Raw genomic sequence first — 19,207 nt, 5'->3', positions numbered from 1 at the left:
TGACTTTCCTCAATCGGAGGGTTTGTCTGGCATTGTATGACTGAAAAATCACTCTTGATTGTCTGGCACAGTCGCACCGGCGCCAGTGAGGCGCTCGCCGATGGCGCAGCACAAGGTGCCGAGGGAATGTGCAAGTTAAGTAGAGCCCAGGACGTCCAACCCGAAGACATCTTGCTCGCATCCGGGTACTTATTCGTTTGCCCCGAGAATCTCGCCAGCATGAGCGGAGAGATGAAAGAAATGTTTGATCGCTGTTACTACCCGGTTCTCGGGCAAATCGGGGGGCGGGCATACGCGACGATCATAGCGGCAGGATCAGATGGGGAGGGGGCGCAGCGACAAATTGATCGCATTGCAACTGGTTGGCGCCTGAAGCGCGTGGCTGATCCTTGGATTGTAATCACGCATGCGCAATCTGCTGCTGAGATTGCCGCACAAAAGTCATTGTCTGCCACTGATCTTGCTCGAGCCAATGAGTTGGGGCGCTCTATGGCGGAGGCAATAAAGCTTGGAATTTACTAACGCCCAAAGAGAACTGATCATCGGGCGCCATGTAAAAATGGGGGTAGGACTCGACGCGAACCACAATTGTGGCCAAAAGTGTTTGAGGGGTCGGGTACTGGAGCGGGGAGCTGACTTTAATCATGTCAAAAGACTAGGATCGCTACATGCATGATGATGTGCAGGGGATCTATTTGCTTTTCAAGAATGGAAAACGCCCAAGTATTTTAGATATTTATCGCTTTACGAAGCTGTACCCGAGCATTTCGGTAAGTTTCGATCCTGGCAAAGAGCCGGCACCAGGTTTGGTCGCTAGTGGTGCGCGACCGGACGAAGAATGGATGACGGAGCATGATACAGCCAGCTGGCTCGAATTGTTGAGCGATGGACTAACCTTTGACATCATCGGTTTGGCTCCTGGCGACTATTCTTCTTTTCCGACTGTCGCGCATAGCTTCGATTTTGACCGTAACCAAATCAACAAATTCGAACACGCAATCAGATTGAATCCCGGCGCCCATGTTTCAGGCGCAGAGGGCGCGATCCCAGTGCTAAAAACCCTGCTTGGTCTGGCCCGTAACCTGATTCAGCGCTTTGAACAGATCGAAGCCGTAGTCTGGCCCCCGTCTGGCAGCGTGATTGGTCGACGATTCTTTGAATCGACTGTTAGCGTATATCTTGAAGGGGGAGCGTTTCCTGCGCTTGGTTTGATCGCGTTCCAGGAAGCGCTCGATGGCGGGTTGCAAAGCGTTGGGCTGGCGCACATCATCGGACAGGAGCTCCGTATCGAACCTGATTTGGCGTCTGACAAAGTGGTTGCGACTCGTCTGGCGGTACGGCTCATCAATCAATTGATTCTGACAGGGACAGTCGATCGGCGCGAAGATCTTGTCAGTCCGGATGGCAGGATCATTCATCTGGAACCTTCAGGAAATGCGCGATTTGTTCGTGTCTTGAGCGAATAAAGAGAGTGCCGACTGGGAAAGGTAATTCAAAATCAGGAGCGGTCTTATCACGAAAGACCATACCTTTTCGTTCAGTAAATCGCCGTGATCGTACCGGGTATGATCCAGAGTTACAGCGCCATCACCTTCTGCCGTGCGAGTTACTGTCGAAACATTGTTTCGGGAAAATGTTTGCGGAAATTGGTGCCCGCCGAGTCGGCTTTGAAGACTTCAGACGAAATGGTGTGCTCCTGCCCGCCAACGAGGAATCCGCACTTCGCCGGGCGCTGCCTCTCCACCGTGGTCCTCATCCCGAGTATAACGAGATGGTAATCGAACGTGTTGGTAACATCGAACATTCATGGTCGGAGGATCGATTAACTGACCCGCGCCGAGCCATGGAGGACGCCTTGCTTCGTCTGGCATTGCTTCAAAAGGCGTTGCGAAAACGATTGTTGTCTGAACAGCGACGCCTGACCTTGAATCGCAAGGATCCGCTGGGGACTGGATTTGATTTCACCAGACTCGATGCAATGGCCGAGGAACTCTGGAAAGCGACCTAGCTGTTCCAGGCAGTGTATGCGCTTTTCGCCTCCAACTGAGCCTTCGCATCATGATACTCACGTTCAAAACGAGCCACCATATCCTCAACCGTACCAACAGATTTCACTGCGCCAACACCTTGGCCAGAGCCCCAGATATCCTTCCAGGCCTTAGCTTTCGTATTGCCGCCACTACCGAAATTCATCTTTGAAGGATCGCTTTCCGGCAAATTGTCCGGGTCAAGACCGGCCTTCTCGATTGAGCTTCGCAAATAGTTTCCGTGCACGCCGGTAAATAGGTTTGTGTATACGATGCCACTCGCATCACCTTCGACTATGCCTTCCTTGTAACGCTGATCGGCATTGGCTTCCTCAGTCGCAATGAACGCGCTGCCGGTATAGGCAAAATCTGCCCGCATCGCTTGCGCGGCAAGGATCGAATAGCCGTTCGCGATCGAGCCAGACAAGGCAACAAGGCCATCAAACCATTCGCGGATTTCCTGCATGAGCGCGAACGGGGAGAGTGCCCCGGCGTGCCCGCCAGCACCAGCTGCAACCGGGATCAGGCCATCCGCGCCTTTCTCGATTGCTTTTTTCGCGAAGCGATTATTGATCACATCATGCATAGTGATGCCGCCCCAATTGCGCACAGCCTGGAAAATTTCCTCACGTGCGCCCAGCGACGTGATGATCATCGGGACTTGCCATTTCTCGCAGGTGGCCATGTCGGCCATCACACGGTCGTTCGATTTATGAACAATCTGGTTCACTGCGAATGGAGCCGCGGGACGATCTGGGTTTTCACGATTGTGTTTGGCCAGCTCTTCTGTGATTTGATGAAGCCATTCATCAAGCAGGGTCTGAGGGCGAGCGTTGAGCGCAGGAAAGCTCCCGACAATGCCGGCTTTACACTGCGCGATCACCAATTCAGGGCCGGAAACAATAAAAAGCGGCGAACCGATTAACGGAAGGCGAAGGCGATCGAACGGTGCGGGAAGGGCCATGCGGATAACTCCAATGCATCAACTAGCGTGAATTACGCTGCTCTTTAACGTGGGTTTCCGCTCTGCCAAGGGGCCGATTTTGCTAGGGTCAGCTAAGCTCTCTGTGCCGTAGCGTCAGCTTGTAAGAAGCAAGTCTTGCAGCCCATAGAAACGCGCGGCAGTGCCGGCGTAAAGATCAGTCTTTTCATCCGCGCCAGCCTTCTGCGTAATGCGCTTAAATGTGTTCCAAAGCACCGGATAGGTCGCTCCCCAGCGGTCAACAGGGTAATTGCTTTCAAACATCGCGCGCTTTGGACCAAAGGCTTCGATGCAAGTCTCGATATAGGGTCGCCACAAGGCCGCTAAATGCTCAGAGCCATGGCCAACAGCCGGCCCATCTTCAGGCATTGCGCAGTTGTGCATCGCTAGACCACCTAGTTTGATTACGACGTTTTCACACTTGGCAAGCTCGCGGATATTTTGCCGCCACGTGTCAAAGCGCTCGTGTAGTTTCCCCGTATAAGAGGCTATCCCAAGCGGTGTACCACAATGGTCCAGGCAGATTGGCTGATCTGGAAATGCCTTCGCAAGGTCAATCACATCCGGGATCTGCGGTTCAAGAATCCACGCATCAAAGGTCATGTCGCGCTTTCTCAGCTCGGCAAATCCTTCGCGGAAGATTGCATCACGATACAGTTCTGGTGGTGCGTGAAAAGGAGGTCCAAGCACTTCAGGGTCCGCATCCCATGCACCTTGGTGGCGAATACCTTTGAAACGATTGGGTGATGCTGCATGTAGCGCGTCCAGGACTTCGCCAACTTTGTTCCCCAGCGTCAGGTCTGCGTGACCGATAATGCCGGCACATAGCCGCAAATTACCATAGAGCCCGCTTGCTGACTGTGCGGCCACACCATTCACATACTCGACCTCGCCGACAGGCTTGAGGGCATCGCCATAGCGCCCGTTGTAGAACGCCCCGCATTCCATAAAGACCGTACCGATCACATTGTGACCGGCACTCACGTCGGCGTGCAATTGGTCGAACGTGTAATAGGAGACGGGTACTAGCGTTTCGATGAAACGGTGCCGGGGCTCTGGAAACAGCGGTACTATGGGCCTCAAGTCCCAAAGGTGATGATGCGGGTCGATGATAGGAAGATCCGGTTCAATGATTGCTTCACTCATGGCTCTTTTCCCCTCCTCGATGGCTCATGCTAACCGAAGTCTGGTCGTAGCGGCGCAGCCTGTCGATTATCAATTTTCTTTGACAAGCGAGAGACTTGCCGTGACTATGACGTTCGCAGGCCGGAATAATCAGAACAGGCCATGCAATTTCGCCATAATTCACGGTCGCATGACACTTGAAGATTCGCATCCAAGGGGTGGGGGTGATGGAAAGTACGCAACCGTTTGTAGATTATTATGAAGTTTTGCAGGTGAGGCCTACCTGCGATGCGACGATACTTGAGAAAGCCTATCGCCACCTGGCCCAAATGTATCATCCCGATCACGCTGAAACCGCCGATGTCGGTAAGTTCCAGTCGGTCACAGAAGCTTATGCAGTTCTGCGAGATCCCAACAAGCGCGCTGAGTATGATCAGGAATATCGGCGGTTGGGGAAGGGGACGGTTCATTCATTCGCGGTCAACGAGGACATCTGGATTGATGAGAAGGACGCCGTTGCAGACGCAGAAATTCACGAAAAGATTCTGTTTTTTCTGTATAAGCGCCGGCGAGAGCATCCCGAAGATCCAGGTGTTTTAAGCTACCACGTACAAGGTTTGACCAAGTGCTCGGATGAAAGCTTTGAGTTCCATACCTGGTATCTCAAATCAAAGGGTTATCTCGAGATCACTCAACAAAGCGAACTCGCGATCACCATCGAAGGCGTCGACCATGTCATCGCAATGAGCCGATCGCGCGAAGAAAGAAAATTGCTGACCAAAGACGATGAATTCCATCCTAAACGGCGTGCAGGGGATTAGGTCAGCTTATTGCACAACGCCGTTCGCCGCGCTCAGCACAGCACGCACGCTGGCGGTGGCAACGTCTTCGTCGATACCACAGCCCCAGATCACGCGATCGCCGGACTGGCACATGATATAAGCGGCAGCGCGCGCATCCCGACCAGAACCCATGGCATGCTCAGTGTAGTCAAGTACCTTGAGATCAAGATCGAAGCTGTCTTCGAGTGTAGAAACCACTGACGAAATCAAACCATTGCCACGGCCGCTGACACTTTGTTCCTCGCCCGCAACCGCAATTTTGCCGGCAAACACGCGGGTGCCATCCGACGCGCGGCTTTCCTCATAGTCGACCAGCTGAAAGTGCTTGTCGGGAGTTTGCACATGATAGGCGTTCTTGAACGCCTCCCAGATATCGGCGGCATTCAGTTCGCGGCCAAGCTCGTCCGCCATGCGCTGAACATGCTTGGAGAAGTCCGCCTGCATCTTCTTGGGCAGCTTGAGGCCTTGATCCTGCTCCAGCACCCAGGCAAATCCACCTTTGCCTGATTGTGAGTTAACCCGGATGACGGCCTCGTAATCACGGCCAAGATCGGCCGGATCGATCGGCAGATATGGCACACGCCACTGTTCGTCATTTTGTGTGTCGTGCGCTTCGAAACCCTTCTTGATCGCGTCCTGATGCGATCCAGAGAACGCAGTGAACACAAGTTCGCCCCCATAGGGGTGGCGCTGATGCACAGGCAGCTCGTTGCAATACTCAACCGTTTCGATGATCCGGTCGATGTCAGAGAAATCGAGTCCTGGATCGACTCCTTGCGTGTACATATTCAGGGCAACGGTTACGAGGCAGCAATTGCCAGTCCGCTCTCCATTGCCGAACAGGCAACCTTCCACGCGGTCTGCGCCTGCCATCAGGCCTAATTCAGCCGCAGCGACCCCGGTCCCGCGGTCATTGTGGGTATGGAGGCTTATCACCGCGCTTTCGCGGTTGGGCAGATTGCGACAGAAATATTCGATCTGGTCAGCGTAGATATTCGGTGTCGCGGCCTCTACCGTCGCGGGCAGGTTCAAGATTATCGGCTTGTCAGGAGTTGGTTGCAGCACCTGCATTACCGCTTCGCAAACCTCGATGCTGAAGTCGAGTTCGGCGGTAGAGAACGTTTCCGGCGAGTATTGGAAATGCCAGTCCGTATCGGGATGCTTGGACGCTTCGTCGCGCATGACTTTTGCGCCGGTTCGGGCGATTTCGACTACTTCAGGCTTGCTCATGCGAAACACGATATCGCGCCATGCAGGGCTAACGGCGTTGTAGAGGTGGACGATGGCCTGTTTCGCACCATCCAGACTCTCAAAACTGGTCCGTATCAAGTCTTCGCGGCTTTGCGTCAGCACCTGCACCGTTACGTCGTCGGGAATCTTACCAGCGCGCACCAACCCCTGAATGAAGTCAAACTCAGTCGCGCCAGCGCTAGGGAATCCGACTTCGATTTCCTTGATTCCGATACGGACCAATTCCTCGAAGAACCGATTCTTCTTTACGGCATCCATCGGATCTATAATCGACTGATTGCCGTCGCGAAGATCGGTCGAGAGCCAGCGCGGCGGGGCGGTAATCGAGCGTGTTGGCCATTGCCGGTCAGGCAAGTTGACTTGCGGGAATGGCCGATACTTGCGGCTTGGATCAGACAACATAGTCATTTGGAAGAAACTCGTAACGGGTGGAATTGATCGACTTAGCTGGTTTCCCTTGAGCGTCCCGCACGCGAAGAGCGCGCACAGACTGTCACGCCCAAGGGCGTGTAAGTCGTAGAATTAGTAGCGAACCGTTACGCGACATAGGCTCCTGCATTACGGAAAATGTCGGGCAGCGCAAGCGCGACTGACCTTTTCTGGCAAATTTGGGAAAATTTGTGGCTTTGTGAAACCAATCGGGTGGCGCTGCGAACTACCGGTCACAATGACTGGAGAAGATCAATGAAGAAACTCTTTGTGGCGCTTGCGCTTTCAACTGCGATTGCAGCGTGCTCAGCTGAACCGGCTGCCAACGACGCTTCGAGCGCGGACAGCATGGCTGTTGTTGTCGATGCAATCCCGGTGATTGCTGATTTGGGCGGTACGCTCGATGGCCCAATCTATACAAAGAATGCTGGCGAAACTCTCGCGCTGTCCGGCTATGACGCCGTGAGCTATTTCAAAGGCGACGCACCGGTAGAAGGTTCAGCCGAATATACGGTGCGTTATCAAGGCTATGACTATCAGTTTGCGAATGCCGAGAATGCAGCTGAATTTCAGACTGATCCTGCGAAGTATGCCCCGCAGTATGGTGGCTATTGCGCATGGGCGATTGGTGCCAATGATGCGCTCGCTCCGGGCGATCCGGAAGTTTACAAGATCGTCGATGGCAAGCTGTACCTGAACTTTAACGAGAGCGTAGCTGAGCGTTGGAACAAGGACATCCCAGGCTTCATCGCAAGCGCAGACGTCAATTATCCTACGCACTCGCCTGACGAGCATTACACCACAGATTAAGATTACGTGGCAACATTTCACAAAGGGTGGGCTGCGGCTCGCCCTTTCTTGTATGTCCGGCACAATCGGCTAAGCAGCCGGGATGATCGACAAGATAGACCTTCAGCAACCGCTTTATCAGGCGATGGGGCTGGTGCGCATAGTGAAGATGGATCCGGATGGATCATCCACGCTTGAGTACAAAGCGCGTGAGGAGATGTGCCATTCTGGCGGCGTCGTGCAGGGCGGATTTATCTCTGGCTGGATTGATGCAGCGATGGCGCATGCTGCGATGGCGCGTCATGGCGACGCGATCGTGCCGATGTCTCTCGAACTAAAGGTCAGCTTCTTCGCGCCGACCCGACCGGGTCTGGTCATTGCCGAAGGCTGGGTTGAGCGGAAAGGTCGCCGAACTGAATTCTATGAGGGCCATCTGCTGGCACCGGATGGCACTGTGCTGGCTAAGGCAACGAGTACGATCCTGATGGTTGATGCCAAGAAGGTGCAGGCAGCGTCAGAAGCCGCGCTAAGCGGGGCCCAGACTAGCGCCAGCGCAGCCGCTCCGGCGTAAGCTGGTCGACCGAAGTCACCCCCATCAGCCGCATTCCGCGTTCAATCTCATCTTTCAGGATGCCGATTGCGCGCTCAACACCTGCCTGACCAGCAGCGGCGAGGGCATAGAGATAAAGCCGTCCTCCCGATGCTGAGGTTGCCCCAGTGCAGACCGATTTTAGTGCATGGGTCCCCCGCCGCACGCCGCCGTCGCAGATGATTTCGATTTCGCCGCCGACCGTGTCTACGATTTCGCGCAGCTGATCGAATGGCGCTCGGCTGCCGTCCAATTGCCTGCCGCCGTGGTTTGAAATCATGATTGCATCAGCGCCGATCTCGACTGCACGCCGCGCATCATTCGCGCTCATCACGCCCTTGAGGCAAAATGTGCCACCCCAATCCCGTCGGATACGCGCGGCGGTATCCCAGTCCATCGAGGTATCGAGCATGGTGTTGAAGTATTCAGCTATGCTCACTGCTTTACCGGTTCCCTCGGACACATGCGTGTCGAGATTGGGCAGGCGGAATTTCTCACGGAAGATATAGTCGAGCGTCCAGCGCGGCCGAGTAGCATAGCTCCAGACCGCTGATGGGGTGAAACGGGGTGGGGTAGTGAAGCCGCTGCGCAGGCACCTCTCGCGCTTGCCGGACACGATAGTGTCGACCGTCAGTGCCATGGCATCAAAGCCCGACGCCTGACAGCGTTCGATCATGCTTTGGTTCAGCCCCTTGTCCTTGTGAACATAGAGCTGAAACAGCTTTGGTCCGCTGGTGAGCGCGGCAATCTCTTCGATGCTACGCGTGGCTAGGCTGGATATGCCGAACCACAGGCCGAATTTCTCTGCTGCCTTCGCTACGGCGGTTTCACCCTGATGATGAAAAGCGCGTTGCACCGCTGTGGGGCTAAGCATCAGGGGTAGGGCGCTTTTGCGGCCCATGATTGTGCAGCTGGTGTCAATCTCAGCTACGCCAGCCAACACATCAGGCACCAGATCGACGTCATCAAACGCTGCCGTGTTGCGCGCCTTGGTCTGTTCATCGTCAGCCGCGCCGTCGATGTAATCGAAAACCGGCCAAGGCAAGCGCGCCTTGGCCAGTTTCCGGAAGTCGTCGATGTTATGGCAATCGGAAAGACGCATGATGCGCCTTCTCGGCTCAGTTCTTTTCCTTGTCGACCAATTTGTTCGCGCTGATCCACGGCATCATGGCACGTAGTTCTGCACCGGTCTTCTCGATCGGATGCGCTTCGGCGGCCTTGCGGCTTGCCTTGAGTTCCGGCTGACCAGCGCGATTGTCGAGTACGAAGTCCTTCACGAAGCGGCCAGAAGTGATGTCTGCCAGCACACGCTTCATCTCGGCCTTGGTTTCATCGGTGATGATCCGCGGGCCGGTCTTGATGTCGCCGTACTCGGCAGTGTTCGAGATCGAATAGCGCATGTTCGCGATCCCGCCTTCGTAAAGCAGGTCAACGATGAGTTTGGTCTCGTGCAGACACTCGAAATACGCCATTTCGGGCGCGTAACCCGCTTCAACCAGTGTTTCGAAGCCAGCTTGGATCAGGTGCGTGATCCCGCCGCACAATACGGCCTGCTCACCGAAAAGGTCGGTTTCGCATTCTTCCTTGAAATTGGTTTCGATGATGCCGCTACGGCCGCCGCCAACGCCCGATGCATAGGCAAGAGCAACGTCATGCGCAGCGCCGGTGGCATCCTGATGTACCGCGATCAAGCAGGGCACACCGCCGCCGCGCTGATACTCGCTGCGTACAGTGTGGCCCGGACCCTTTGGCGCGATCATGATAACATCGATGTCATCTTGCGCCTCGATCAGGCCAAAATGGATGTTAAGGCCGTGCGCGAATGCAAGCGCGCTGCCCGGCTTCATTTTGCCGTGGATGTCGTCAGCGTAGATCGCTGCCTGATGCTCGTCAGGCGCCAGGATCATGAGGATATCCGCCCATTCAGCAGCCTCACTATTCGAGAGAACCTTGAAGCCTGCGCCTTCGGCTTTCTTCGCAGTGGCAGAGCCTTCGCGCAGTGCAATAGCGACTTCGCCTACGCCGCTGTCGCGCAGGTTTTGAGCGTGCGCGTGACCTTGCGAACCATAACCCAGTACAGCAATCTTTTTGCCTTTGATCAGGCCCAGATCTGCATCGGCGTCATAATAAACTTTCATTGTATTCCCTTTTCTCAGGCGCCTTCAGCGCCACGCATCATACCTACCACGCCGCTTCGGCCGACCTCTACAAGGCCCAATTCGCGCATCAGCGTGATGAAACTATCGATCTTGTCCGGAGCTCCAGTCAGCTCGAACACGAAACTCTCAATCGTGGTGTCGACAACATTGGCGCGGAATAGCTCCGCGATTCGCAGTGCTTCAACGCGTTTGTCGCCGGTTCCGGATACCTTTATAAGTGCCAACTCGCGCTCGACATGTTCGCCAGCGGTTGTGAGGTCCACCACGCGGTGTACCGGAACAAGCCGCTCAAGCTGCGCTTCAATCTGGTCGATCACTTCCGGCGGGCCGTTTGTGACGATGGTGATCCGGCTGACGGCATGGTCTTCCGAAATGTCCGCCACTGTCAGGCTGTCGATATTGTAGCCGCGCGCGGTGAACAGACCTGTGATCTTGGCTAGAATACCGGGTTCGTTGTCGACGGTAACGTTAAGAACGTGCCGCTCAGAAGCTGCATCTCTGATTTTCATGACCCGTCCTTAAACCAGTGCTTTCGCTTCATCGTCCATCGTGCCTTCGACCTGATCGCCGTAGAGAAGCATCTCGGTATGTGCCGCACCTGAGGGGATCATCGGAAAGCAGTTAGCGCTTGGCGAGACAAGACAATCGACGATGACCGGCCCGTCAGCAGCCAGCATAGCTTCGATTCCGGCATCCAACTCGCTTTCGTCATTAATACGGATGCCGGTCCAGCCATAACTTTCAGCAAGCTTCACAAAGTCCGGCAAACTATCCGAGTAACTGTTTGAATAACGGCTTTCATAGGTCAATTCCTGCCATTGGCGGACCATGCCCATATATTCGTTGTTCAAAATGAACACTTTAACCGGCAAGCGATACTGGCTGGCTGTGCCAAGCTCCTGAATGTTCATTTGGATCGATGCTTCACCAGCGATATCGATCACCAGATCGTCTGGATTGCCCAGTTGCGCGCCGATCGCTGCTGGCAGGCCATAACCCATGGTGCCAAGCCCGCCAGAGGTCAGCCATTTGTTCGGATCGTTGAACCCGAAATATTGCGCGGCCCACATTTGGTGCTGGCCGACTTCGGTTGTGATGATCGGGTTGCTATCCTTGGTGAGCGCGAAGAGTCTCTCAACCGCCTTTTGCGGCATGATCATCTCTGACTTCTCGGGATAGGCGAGGCATTCGCGCGCGCGCCATCCCGCGATGCGGGCTTTCCACTCGCCCAGATCTCTCGGCTTGCGATCACCCCAGGCTGCAACCAATTGCTGCAGAACTGCTGCGCAATCACCTAGAATTGGCAGCTCAACCGGAACGGTTTTGTTGATCGAGCTACGATCGATATCGATATGAATCTTGGTGCTTTCAGGGCTGAAGGCATCAAGACGTCCAGTGACACGATCATCAAATCGTGCGCCGACACACAACATCACATCGCACTTGTTCATCGCCATATTGGCTTCGTAGGTGCCGTGCATCCCCAACATGCCCAGCCAATCGGGATGATCGGCGGGGAATGCGCCAAGTCCCATCAGCGTGCTGGTCAGTGGTGCACCCGTCATATCCTGTAGTTGGCGTAGCAACTTACTCGCCTCTGGCCCCGAATTAATCACACCGCCGCCGGTGTATAAGACTGGCCGCTCGGCATTGGCGATCAGATCAACAGCTTCCGCAATGGCTTCGGCGCTGCCGACCATTTGCGGTTCGTACCGGTGAGAAGCTGATTTAGTCGCCCGCTGCATCGACGGCACGGCGATTTGCACGTCCTTCGGAATGTCGACAACGACCGGACCAGGGCGGCCCGTTGTTGCGATACGGAATGCTTCTTCCAGAGTTGGCTTCAGATCGACAGGGTCTTTGACCAGATAATTGTGCTTGGTGCAGTGGCGGGTGATGCCGACGGTGTCGGCCTCCTGAAACGCGTCGGTGCCGATCAGAGGGGTAGGGACCTGTCCGGTGATGACGACCATAGGAATGGAGTCGAGGAACGCGTCCGCGATTCCGGTAACGGCATTTGTTGCGCCTGGGCCTGAAGTAACCAGAACCACACCCGGCTTGCCTGTTGAGCGGGCATATCCCTCTGCGGCATGGGCTGCACCAGCTTCATGGCGTACAAGGATATGGCGAATGCGTAGGTCGCCGAACAATTCATCGTAAATGGGCAAGACCGCGCCGCCGGGGTAGCCGAAGACAAATTCAACTCCCTGATCGATCAGGCAATCTACCAGTATCTTTGCGCCGCTGCGTTCGCTCGACACGAGTGTTTCCTTCCATTTGCGCGGGAGACTGGCCCGCTTATTCCAGCTCTTTTTGTCCCTAATAAACAGGCCCGGTGCAGGGACTGCAACACCGGGCCTCACGAGACCTCGCTATGCGTTCGAATCTAACGTGTCAACCGTTATGATTGTAATAATGATGCAAAATAAGGCTCAACATCGTTATTTATTGATTCTGCACGTGGCCAGCTCTCGGGAGGTTGCCGACGGAACCATGTATACTGCCTCTTGGCGTAATTCCGTGTTGATTGCTGACCAGCGGTGATTGCTTCAGCGCGGGAAAGTTCTCCTTTCACCAGCGCCACGATCTCCGGAACGCCGATTGCCCGCATGACCGGGAGTTTGTGATCAAACCCACGGTCAAGCAAATTTCGCACCTCATCAATTGCGCCGGATTCGAGCATGCTCTCGAAACGGCGATCACATCTCTCGTAGAGCCAATCCCTGTTGGGGAGCAGGATCAATGGATGGAGTTCGATCTGCCCTTCAATTCCGCCAGTCTTCCTTTCCTGCCAATGGTTAAGCGGTTGACCGGTAGAACGCATCACTTCCAACGCCCGCGCGATCCGCTGGCTATCCGTGGGTTCCAAAAGGGCAGCACGCTCAGGATCTTCTGACTCAAGCGCAAGATATGCATCGGCAGTATCCATCGCGCGAACTTGCTCGCGAATTTCTGGATCGATATCGGGAATTGGTGCGATTCCTTCTAGCAGCACCTTCATGTACATGCCTGTTCCGCCGACCAGAACGGGAAGGGCACCCGTATCGTGTGCCTTAGCGATCTCTTGCTTCGCACGTACTGCCCAGTCTGCGGCAGAGCAGGCCTCCGCTCCATCCCACGCGCCATAGAGCTTGTGCGGGCACTGGCTTTGCTCATCGGTATCCGGAGTGGCGGCGAGCACGGGTATATCGCGATAAACCTGCATGCTGTCCGCGTTGATGATGACGGTTTGCAGGCCATTGGCCAAACGTGCGCTTGCAAGCCGCAAAGCAATTGCGCTCTTGCCGCTGGCGGTTGGCCCTGCGATGAGCGCAACCGGTTTTCTATTCGGAGATTCTCCTTTGCCCATCGCCCGGCTGATAGCAGACGCAGCTCAGCTTGAAACTCGTTTGAGCAATCCGCCGAAGTGGCTGATCGAACTTGACGCGGCGTTTGAACCGGTCGAGATTGATCTGGGCGTGCATGAGATTGAGTGGAACGCCGAGTATGATCCCGCGCTTCTACCTCGCTTGTTGAGCGATGCTTTGGGTGCAGAAGCGGCGCTGATCAGCGATCATGGTTTCGACCTGCCGGATCTGTTCATTTCAGACATGGATTCCACCATGATCGGGCAGGAATGCATCGACGAGCTGGCTGATTATGCCGGGATAAAGCCGCAGATTGCCGCCATTACCGAGCGTGCGATGCAGGGAGAATTGGATTTCGAAGATGCCTTGCGTGAACGGGTGAAGTTGCTTGCAGGGCTCGATGAAGGCGCGATTCAACAGTGTCTCGAGGAACGGATATCCGCGATGCCGGGCGCGCGCATGCTGGTGCAGACTCTCAAGGAGCACGATTGCGAGACTGTTCTCGTCACCGGAGGTTTTCACCATTTTGCAGATCCGGTGGCTCAGCAGCTTGGGTTTCAGCATGTGGTCGGAAACCGGCTTGAGGTTGAAGGCGGTAAATTGTCAGGCGGTCTGATCGGGCCGATTGTTGACAGTTCGGTCAAACGCGCCGCGCTGAAGAGTGAGCTGGCGAAATTGGGCGAAGGCGCGATTTCGCTGGCGACCGGTGATGGCGCCAATGATATTCCGATGCTGCAAGAGGCCCACTACGGCATGGCGTATAAGGCCAAGCCGAAGACGAAGCAGGCCGCGAATGGGTGGATCGATAGCGGTGATCTGACGTCGGTGCTTCGCTTGCTCGGAATCCCGGAAGAAGATTGGGTACGCGGCTAGTTCGCGTTGGCAGCGCGCTTGCGCTGTCGCACCTTCCACCACACCAAGAAGCGAACAGCTGCGGCGGCCAGGGCAATGATGGTGAACGGTATGGCGATCATGGCTTCCTCTGGATCAGCCATTCGGCCCGCATAGCTTTGGAAGAAAATGAACCAAAGATAGTGGATCCCCACGCGGTGCACGCGTTTCCACCAAATGCCCATGGCCTTCATTGAGGCCGGGTTGGATGTGAATGCCATTACGTAAAGGATCGCATAGGCAGCGCCCCCAAAGACATAGGTCACAATACCTTTGCCTTCGCCCGATACTTCTATCGCAGTAATGAGTGCGGCCAGATGGATTGTATGCGCAACAGCGAAACCAAGTCCGAAGTATTTCCGCCGCGCCAGAACATACTTCGCCCACTCACTGCGGGTCAGTTCGACCATCGGTCTTGCGATATAGGCTAGAATGAGCAGGGGGAAACCAACGCGCGCTGTATAATGCGCGGCTTCGTGCCATTGATTGACTACGCCAGCCTGTGTCCCAAACGCGAATGCGATGGCTGCAAGCCCTAGAATGCCTCCAATCCAAACCGGCCAAGTCTTTTGCATTGAATTCTCCTCCCCAGAGGTCTGGCTAAATCCAACTTGCGATCTGGCTAAGCGGTTTTTTCTTCACCGCATGCGCCGGAACTGTCGCGTCGTCTGTGGGGTGGCCGACGACAACAATCATCAACGGCTTTTCCCATTCAGGTCGACCGCAGATTTCGCGCAGGAAACCCATGGGGGAGGGGGTATGCGTTAGCGTTGCGCAGCCTGCCTCATGCAAGGTCGCAATGAGCATACCGCAAGCGATGCCAACGCTCTCGTTGACGTAGTAGTTCTGTGTTTTTCCGTCCTCATCGATCCCGCCCTTGCGCTGAGCGAAGACTACGATCAACCAAGGGGCGGTTTCCAGAAATGGCTTTTCTTCGTCTGTACCAATGGGCGCAAGTGCTTCGAGCCATTCCTCGCTTGCCTTGGGCTTGTCTCCATCGGCTCCGTAAAACCTGCGCTCTTCTTCTTCAGCTGCCTCGCGGATCGCGCATTTCTTTTCCGCAGTGGATACGATGGCGAAGTGCCAGGGCTGATGGTTCGCGCCATTGGGCGCGCTCCCTGCAGCCTCGATCGCAGCTTCGATGACCTCGCGTGGGACAGGGCTGTCCGAAAAGAAACGGCAGGTGCGGCGCTCTTTCAATCGATCTCGTAGCGACCGCGCGCGCGCAATGCTTTCCTCATCAGATAGAGCCGGCAGCGAATAGGGTAGAGTTTCGGTGTCTTGCATAGTCTTTCTTTTTGCGCATTCGCGCAGCGAACGGAAGTTGTTACACCGTCGGGAGCGTGGACAGCGAATTTACAATGTTGTAAGTTGCTACCAGCTACTCAGGAGCTCACAATGGCTGTTATCGATCGCCCTTTGGTTGCACCAGGTCGCAAGACCACCGGTTTCAGGCCTTTCAAGGTGTGGAAGCATTTCCGCAAACTGGTCGCGGACAAGGAAGACACCGAGCAGGTTTTTCACATCATTGAAGCCCTCAAGGGGCGCAAAGGCCACAAGCAGGGCTGGGATTTCATCCGATCACCAGAGGGCCAGCGGATGATGCGCGAAGAGGTCAACATTCCGGCGATGCTTGATGACCATGCGCGCTGGGCCGATTGCGGACCCAATACTGTGGCGCAGCACTACATGCGTTTTATGAAGCGCGAGGGGCTCTCAGCGGCTGGGCTGGTCGAAGAAAGCCACAAGTGGCAGCCAGCAGAGAAACGGCATCAGGATCAGACCGAGTGGTATTTTGAACGGCTGCGTGACACGCATGACCTGTTTCACGTCCTGACAACTTACAATCGCGACGGCTTAGGTGAAGCATGCTTGCTCGGCTTCAGCTACGAGCAGAACCACAATCTTGGCATTCTTTTCATCGCCTACGCGGGAACGCGTCAGAGAATGAAGGAAACCAAGACCAAGGCACCTATATTTGATGCTATCCGTGAGGGTCGAGCGCTGGGCAAGGCAGCGGCGAAAATTGCTCACGAAGACATCGAGGCATTGATGCGGGAAGATATTGATGAAGCGCGTAAACGCCTCAATATCGGTGAACCTGTGATCTATCGCCAGTGTATCGCGCAGCTGTTCGAAGAAGGTCTGCAAGACGATGATATGATTATGCCTGAGGCTTTGGCGGCTTAAGCGGCCTGCATCATCACGCAATCACCGTAGTCGACCGCCAAATGCCAAATGGCGCCGATTGCAAAGGCGCGCACCCACCATCTAGGCACCCCTAACATTAGCACGTAAATGATTGCGGCTTCCCAACCATGCAGTAGGTGAAAACCGATGCTGCAACGGTTGGGATCAAAAATCGGATCAGCCAGCAAATGGTCCAGGTCGATCAAATTTGCGCTAGCGATAACAAGGCCTGCACGGCTCCATTTGTCACGCCAAATAAGTGCCGCGAAAAGAAACGGCGCAATCCAATGACCGCCGTAGTGCAGGATTGGCTGGAGAAACTCTATGCTTCCATCCAGTCGCCGAAGAAGCTCTTGTGGGCTTCGCGCAAGTCACTGAGCGAAACTCCGAGAAGGCTATCTCCGCCAACGGTGCCGATACGGCGGAAACCGATCTGCGCGGTCTCTGCGTTTTCGGTACCCTTGGCGAGTGCAGCGTTCAGTGCTTCGGTGTCTGGAACGGAGATAACATAGCGCCCCTGATCTTCACCGAACCACCATTGCGCAGCAGTGTAATCGGGATGCGCTTCGACATTTGCACCCATTCCACTCGCTAGCGCCATTTCTGCCAACCCAACGGCGAGGCCGCCATCGGACAGATCGTGCACTGCGTTGACGAGGCCATCCTCGATCAACTCGTGAATGATCTTGCCCGCATTGCGTTCAACCACGAGGTCTGTCGGCGGAGTGCGTCCTTCATCACGCCCATGAACAATTTGCAGCCACAGCGATTTGCCCAGGTGTGAGCGCGTTGGATCAGGTTTTGCCCAGAACTCAGGGCCGACCAGATAGAGAGTGTCGCCCTCATTCTTGAAGCCCATCGTCATCATGTGACCGTAATCATCGATGATGCCGACGCCGCCGATTGCAGGGGTGGGCAGGATAGCTGAACCGCCGCCGGTAGCCTTGCTTTCGTTGTACAAGCTGACGTTGCCGGAAACGATGGGGAAATCGAGCATCCGGCAGGCATCGCCCATGCCTTCAAGTGCGTGGACGAACTGCGCCATGATTTCAGGACGCTGGGGGTTCGCGAAATTGAGACAGTTTGTCACCGCAAGCGGACGCGCACCAACAGCGCAAAGATTGCGATAAGCCTCCGCAATCGCTTGCTTTCCACCCTCGTAGGGATCGGCATAGACATAGCGCGGGGTGCAATCGGTGCTGATTGCGAGTGCCTTCTTCGTGCCGTGCACGCGAACGACACCGGCATCGCCGCCGGTTTGCAGCGTGTCGCCCATGACTTGGCTGTCATATTGCTCTGCGATCCAGGAGCGAGAGGCCAACTGCGGGCTTGCCATCATCTTGAGCAAGTCTGCCCCCGGATCGGCGCTGTCAGGCGCATCTTGCATAGGCGTGATCTGCGCCCACGCCGTGTAATCCTCTTTCGAGAGGTAAGGGCGGTCATACTCAGGCGCATCGGCGGCGAGTGGGCCGAGAGGGATGTCGCAGACTACTTCACCGCCGAACTCGAGCACCATGTGCTGCGTGTCGGTGACTTCACCGATCACCGCGAAATCAAGTTCCCACTTCTCGAAAATGGCAGCTGCCATCTCTTCCTTGCCGGGCTTCAGCACCATGAGCATCCGCTCCTGGCTTTCGCTCAACATCATTTCATAGGGCGTCATGCCCTCTTCGCGGCATGGCACCTTGTCCATGTCCAAGCGAATGCCTGCCCTACCATTTGTGGCCATCTCGACACTGGATGAGGTTAGACCGGCTGCGCCCATGTCCTGAATCGCCACGATGGCGTCGGTCGCCATCAGCTCGAGACAGGCTTCTATAAGCAGCTTCTCGGTAAATGGATCTCCCACCTGTACAGTTGGACGCTTGGCGTCGGCATCTTCCTCAAAATCGGCGCTCGCCATCGTTGCGCCATGTATGCCATCGCGACCGGTCTTCGACCCGACATAGACGATAGGGTTCCCCACGCCGGTTGCTGCAGAGTAGAAAATCTTGTCCGCGTCCGCGACGCCAACAGTCATCGCATTGACGAGAATATTCCCGTCATAGGCCGGATGGAAATTGGTTTCGCCGCACACGGTAGGTACGCCCACGCAATTGCCATAGCCGCCGATACCAGCGACCACGCCTTTCACGAGATGTTGCATCTTGGGATGGTCTGGACGGCCAAATCGTAGCGCGTTGGCGTTTGCGGCCGGGCGCGCGCCCATGGTGAATACATCGCGCAGGATGCCGCCGACACCGGTTGCAGCCCCTTGGTATGGTTCGATGTAGCTCGGGTGGTTGTGGCTCTCCATCTTAAAAATGGCAGCCTGACCATCGCCAATATCGATTACGCCAGCATTTTCACCCGGGCCGCAGATCACCCAAGGCGCTTCGGTCGGCAATTTCTTCAAGTGCAGGCGAGAGCTCTTGTACGAACAATGCTCTGACCACATGACTGAAAAAATTCCGAGCTCCACCAGGTTTGGCTCACGGCCAAGTGCGTGGAGTACGCGCTCATATTCCTCCGGGCTCAGCCCGTGCTGTTCGACGACTTCGGGGGTGATTTGAGATGCGATTGTAGCCATGTCAGCGCCCTTAGCGC

Annotated in this window: 20 protein-coding genes; 8 read left to right on the top strand and 12 right to left on the bottom strand. The window is 55.5% G+C overall.

The window, feature by feature from the left end:
• Nucleotides 1-36 precede the first annotated feature (36 nt).
• The 3 genes from A6F69_RS08795 to A6F69_RS08785 all read left to right on the top strand — a co-directional run bounded on the left by A6F69_RS08795 (nucleotide 37) and on the right by A6F69_RS08785 (nucleotide 2,008).
• Entirely contained in the window at nucleotides 37-522 is a 486-nt protein-coding gene (locus A6F69_RS08795) for a flavodoxin family protein (protein ID WP_067600037.1), read from the top strand.
• A 146-nt stretch (nucleotides 523-668) separates the two neighbouring features.
• Complete coding sequence (locus A6F69_RS08790) at nucleotides 669-1,466, top strand: hypothetical protein (protein WP_067600034.1); 798 nt, start codon at nucleotides 669-671, stop codon at nucleotides 1,464-1,466.
• Nucleotides 1,467-1,471: 5 nt separating this feature from the next.
• Nucleotides 1,472-2,008, top strand: coding sequence for an AHH domain-containing protein (locus A6F69_RS08785; protein ID WP_245638221.1), 537 nt, complete (start codon nucleotides 1,472-1,474; stop codon nucleotides 2,006-2,008).
• Here the strand turns inward: A6F69_RS08785 and A6F69_RS08780 are convergent.
• Together A6F69_RS08780 and A6F69_RS08775 are read right to left on the bottom strand one after the other, a co-directional pair.
• Complete coding sequence (locus A6F69_RS08780) at nucleotides 2,005-2,991, bottom strand: NAD(P)H-dependent flavin oxidoreductase (RefSeq protein WP_067600030.1); 987 nt, start codon at nucleotides 2,989-2,991, stop codon at nucleotides 2,005-2,007. The genes A6F69_RS08785 and A6F69_RS08780 overlap by 4 nt on opposite strands.
• A 114-nt stretch (nucleotides 2,992-3,105) precedes the next feature.
• Nucleotides 3,106-4,155 carry an amidohydrolase family protein gene (locus A6F69_RS08775; RefSeq protein ID WP_067600027.1) on the bottom strand — a complete coding sequence of 350 codons (1,050 nt, stop codon included), beginning with the start codon at nucleotides 4,153-4,155 and terminating at the stop codon, nucleotides 3,106-3,108.
• A gap of 206 nt (nucleotides 4,156-4,361) precedes the next feature.
• Between A6F69_RS08775 and A6F69_RS08770 the strand changes: the two genes are divergently transcribed.
• Nucleotides 4,362-4,955 (top strand): J domain-containing protein, encoded by a 594-nt coding sequence (locus tag A6F69_RS08770; RefSeq protein WP_157092823.1) that lies wholly within the window; start codon nucleotides 4,362-4,364, stop codon nucleotides 4,953-4,955.
• 6 nt (nucleotides 4,956-4,961) lie between these two features.
• On the opposite strand, the gene leuA is transcribed toward A6F69_RS08770, so the two are convergent.
• Complete coding sequence (gene leuA / locus A6F69_RS08765) at nucleotides 4,962-6,635, bottom strand: 2-isopropylmalate synthase (protein WP_067600021.1); 1,674 nt, start codon at nucleotides 6,633-6,635, stop codon at nucleotides 4,962-4,964.
• Between the two features lie 276 nt (nucleotides 6,636-6,911).
• On the opposite strand from leuA, the gene A6F69_RS08760 reads away from it, so the two are divergent.
• Both A6F69_RS08760 and A6F69_RS08755 read left to right on the top strand, forming a co-directional pair.
• Nucleotides 6,912-7,466, top strand: a complete 555-nt coding sequence (locus A6F69_RS08760; RefSeq protein ID WP_144573630.1) for a YHS domain-containing (seleno)protein — start codon at nucleotides 6,912-6,914, stop codon at nucleotides 7,464-7,466.
• An 82-nt stretch (nucleotides 7,467-7,548) separates the two neighbouring features.
• A complete protein-coding gene (locus A6F69_RS08755; protein ID WP_067600018.1) occupies nucleotides 7,549-8,016 on the top strand; it encodes a PaaI family thioesterase in 468 nt (155 codons plus the stop codon).
• On the opposite strand, the gene A6F69_RS08750 is transcribed toward A6F69_RS08755, so the two are convergent.
• The 5 genes from A6F69_RS08750 to miaA all read right to left on the bottom strand — a co-directional run bounded on the left by A6F69_RS08750 (nucleotide 7,988) and on the right by miaA (nucleotide 13,542).
• Nucleotides 7,988-9,136: an alpha-hydroxy acid oxidase gene (locus A6F69_RS08750; RefSeq protein ID WP_067600014.1), complete on the bottom strand. Its 1,149-nt coding sequence runs from the start codon at nucleotides 9,134-9,136 to the stop codon at nucleotides 7,988-7,990. The two genes, A6F69_RS08755 and A6F69_RS08750, sit on opposite strands and share 29 nt — an antisense overlap.
• Before the next feature lie 16 nt (nucleotides 9,137-9,152).
• Entirely contained in the window at nucleotides 9,153-10,172 is a 1,020-nt protein-coding gene (ilvC, locus tag A6F69_RS08745) for a ketol-acid reductoisomerase (RefSeq protein WP_067600011.1), read from the bottom strand.
• Nucleotides 10,173-10,186: 14 nt separating this feature from the next.
• Nucleotides 10,187-10,702: an acetolactate synthase small subunit gene (gene ilvN / locus A6F69_RS08740; protein ID WP_067600008.1), complete on the bottom strand. Its 516-nt coding sequence runs from the start codon at nucleotides 10,700-10,702 to the stop codon at nucleotides 10,187-10,189.
• Between the two features lie 9 nt (nucleotides 10,703-10,711).
• Nucleotides 10,712-12,454 (bottom strand): biosynthetic-type acetolactate synthase large subunit, encoded by a 1,743-nt coding sequence (gene ilvB / locus A6F69_RS08735; protein ID WP_067600005.1) that lies wholly within the window; start codon nucleotides 12,452-12,454, stop codon nucleotides 10,712-10,714.
• 140 nt (nucleotides 12,455-12,594) lie between these two features.
• Nucleotides 12,595-13,542, bottom strand: a complete 948-nt coding sequence (gene miaA, locus A6F69_RS08730; protein WP_067602852.1) for a tRNA (adenosine(37)-N6)-dimethylallyltransferase MiaA — start codon at nucleotides 13,540-13,542, stop codon at nucleotides 12,595-12,597.
• Between miaA and serB the strand changes: the two genes are divergently transcribed.
• Nucleotides 13,499-14,413, top strand: a complete 915-nt coding sequence (gene serB / locus A6F69_RS08725) for a phosphoserine phosphatase SerB (RefSeq protein WP_144573632.1) — start codon at nucleotides 13,499-13,501, stop codon at nucleotides 14,411-14,413. The two genes, miaA and serB, sit on opposite strands and share 44 nt — an antisense overlap.
• On the opposite strand, the gene A6F69_RS08720 is transcribed toward serB, so the two are convergent.
• Nucleotides 14,410-15,006, bottom strand: coding sequence for a hypothetical protein (locus tag A6F69_RS08720; RefSeq protein ID WP_067600002.1), 597 nt, complete (start codon nucleotides 15,004-15,006; stop codon nucleotides 14,410-14,412). The two genes, serB and A6F69_RS08720, sit on opposite strands and share 4 nt — an antisense overlap.
• 25 nt (nucleotides 15,007-15,031) lie before the next feature.
• On the bottom strand, nucleotides 15,032-15,718 hold the full coding sequence (locus tag A6F69_RS08715) for a nitroreductase family protein (RefSeq protein WP_067599987.1): 687 nt from the start codon (nucleotides 15,716-15,718) through the stop codon (nucleotides 15,032-15,034).
• 111 nt (nucleotides 15,719-15,829) lie between these two features.
• Between A6F69_RS08715 and A6F69_RS08710 the strand changes: the two genes are divergently transcribed.
• Nucleotides 15,830-16,621 carry a Coq4 family protein gene (locus tag A6F69_RS08710; RefSeq protein WP_067599984.1) on the top strand — a complete coding sequence of 264 codons (792 nt, stop codon included), beginning with the start codon at nucleotides 15,830-15,832 and terminating at the stop codon, nucleotides 16,619-16,621.
• Here the strand turns inward: A6F69_RS08710 and A6F69_RS13220 are convergent.
• Complete coding sequence (locus tag A6F69_RS13220) at nucleotides 16,618-16,926, bottom strand: DUF6122 family protein (RefSeq protein ID WP_281179663.1); 309 nt, start codon at nucleotides 16,924-16,926, stop codon at nucleotides 16,618-16,620. The genes A6F69_RS08710 and A6F69_RS13220 overlap by 4 nt on opposite strands.
• A 17-nt stretch (nucleotides 16,927-16,943) precedes the next feature.
• Entirely contained in the window at nucleotides 16,944-19,190 is a 2,247-nt protein-coding gene (gene purL / locus A6F69_RS08700) for a phosphoribosylformylglycinamidine synthase subunit PurL (RefSeq protein ID WP_067599977.1), read from the bottom strand.
• Nucleotides 19,191-19,207 lie beyond the last annotated feature (17 nt).

The sequence above is a fragment of the Altererythrobacter ishigakiensis genome (genome assembly GCF_001663155.1).
In the GTDB taxonomy this organism is placed as follows: domain Bacteria; phylum Pseudomonadota; class Alphaproteobacteria; order Sphingomonadales; family Sphingomonadaceae; genus Erythrobacter; species Erythrobacter ishigakiensis.
This window is presented reverse-complemented; position numbering and strand designations above follow the sequence as displayed.

Excerpts from the sequence above, each read along its gene's own strand:
- A6F69_RS08795 (WP_067600037.1), top strand. The coding sequence starts at position 37 with ATGACTGAAAAATCACTCTTGATTGTCTGGCACAGTCGCACCGGCGCC.
- A6F69_RS08790 (WP_067600034.1), top strand. The coding sequence starts at position 669 with ATGCATGATGATGTGCAGGGGATCTATTTGCTTTTCAAGAATGGAAAA.
- A6F69_RS08780 (WP_067600030.1), bottom strand. The coding sequence starts at position 2,991 with ATGGCCCTTCCCGCACCGTTCGATCGCCTTCGCCTTCCGTTAATCGGT.
- A6F69_RS08775 (WP_067600027.1), bottom strand. The coding sequence starts at position 4,155 with ATGAGTGAAGCAATCATTGAACCGGATCTTCCTATCATCGACCCGCAT.
- A6F69_RS08770 (WP_157092823.1), top strand. The coding sequence starts at position 4,362 with ATGGAAAGTACGCAACCGTTTGTAGATTATTATGAAGTTTTGCAGGTG.
- leuA (WP_067600021.1), bottom strand. The coding sequence starts at position 6,635 with ATGACTATGTTGTCTGATCCAAGCCGCAAGTATCGGCCATTCCCGCAA.
- A6F69_RS08760 (WP_144573630.1), top strand. The coding sequence starts at position 6,912 with ATGAAGAAACTCTTTGTGGCGCTTGCGCTTTCAACTGCGATTGCAGCG.
- A6F69_RS08755 (WP_067600018.1), top strand. The coding sequence starts at position 7,549 with ATGATCGACAAGATAGACCTTCAGCAACCGCTTTATCAGGCGATGGGG.
- A6F69_RS08750 (WP_067600014.1), bottom strand. The coding sequence starts at position 9,136 with ATGCGTCTTTCCGATTGCCATAACATCGACGACTTCCGGAAACTGGCC.
- ilvC (WP_067600011.1), bottom strand. The coding sequence starts at position 10,172 with ATGAAAGTTTATTATGACGCCGATGCAGATCTGGGCCTGATCAAAGGC.
- ilvN (WP_067600008.1), bottom strand. The coding sequence starts at position 10,702 with ATGAAAATCAGAGATGCAGCTTCTGAGCGGCACGTTCTTAACGTTACC.
- serB (WP_144573632.1), top strand. The coding sequence starts at position 13,499 with ATGAGCGCAACCGGTTTTCTATTCGGAGATTCTCCTTTGCCCATCGCC.
- miaA (WP_067602852.1), bottom strand. The coding sequence starts at position 13,542 with ATGGGCAAAGGAGAATCTCCGAATAGAAAACCGGTTGCGCTCATCGCA.
- A6F69_RS08720 (WP_067600002.1), bottom strand. The coding sequence starts at position 15,006 with ATGCAAAAGACTTGGCCGGTTTGGATTGGAGGCATTCTAGGGCTTGCA.
- A6F69_RS08715 (WP_067599987.1), bottom strand. The coding sequence starts at position 15,718 with ATGCAAGACACCGAAACTCTACCCTATTCGCTGCCGGCTCTATCTGAT.
- A6F69_RS08710 (WP_067599984.1), top strand. The coding sequence starts at position 15,830 with ATGGCTGTTATCGATCGCCCTTTGGTTGCACCAGGTCGCAAGACCACC.
- purL (WP_067599977.1), bottom strand. The coding sequence starts at position 19,190 with ATGGCTACAATCGCATCTCAAATCACCCCCGAAGTCGTCGAACAGCAC.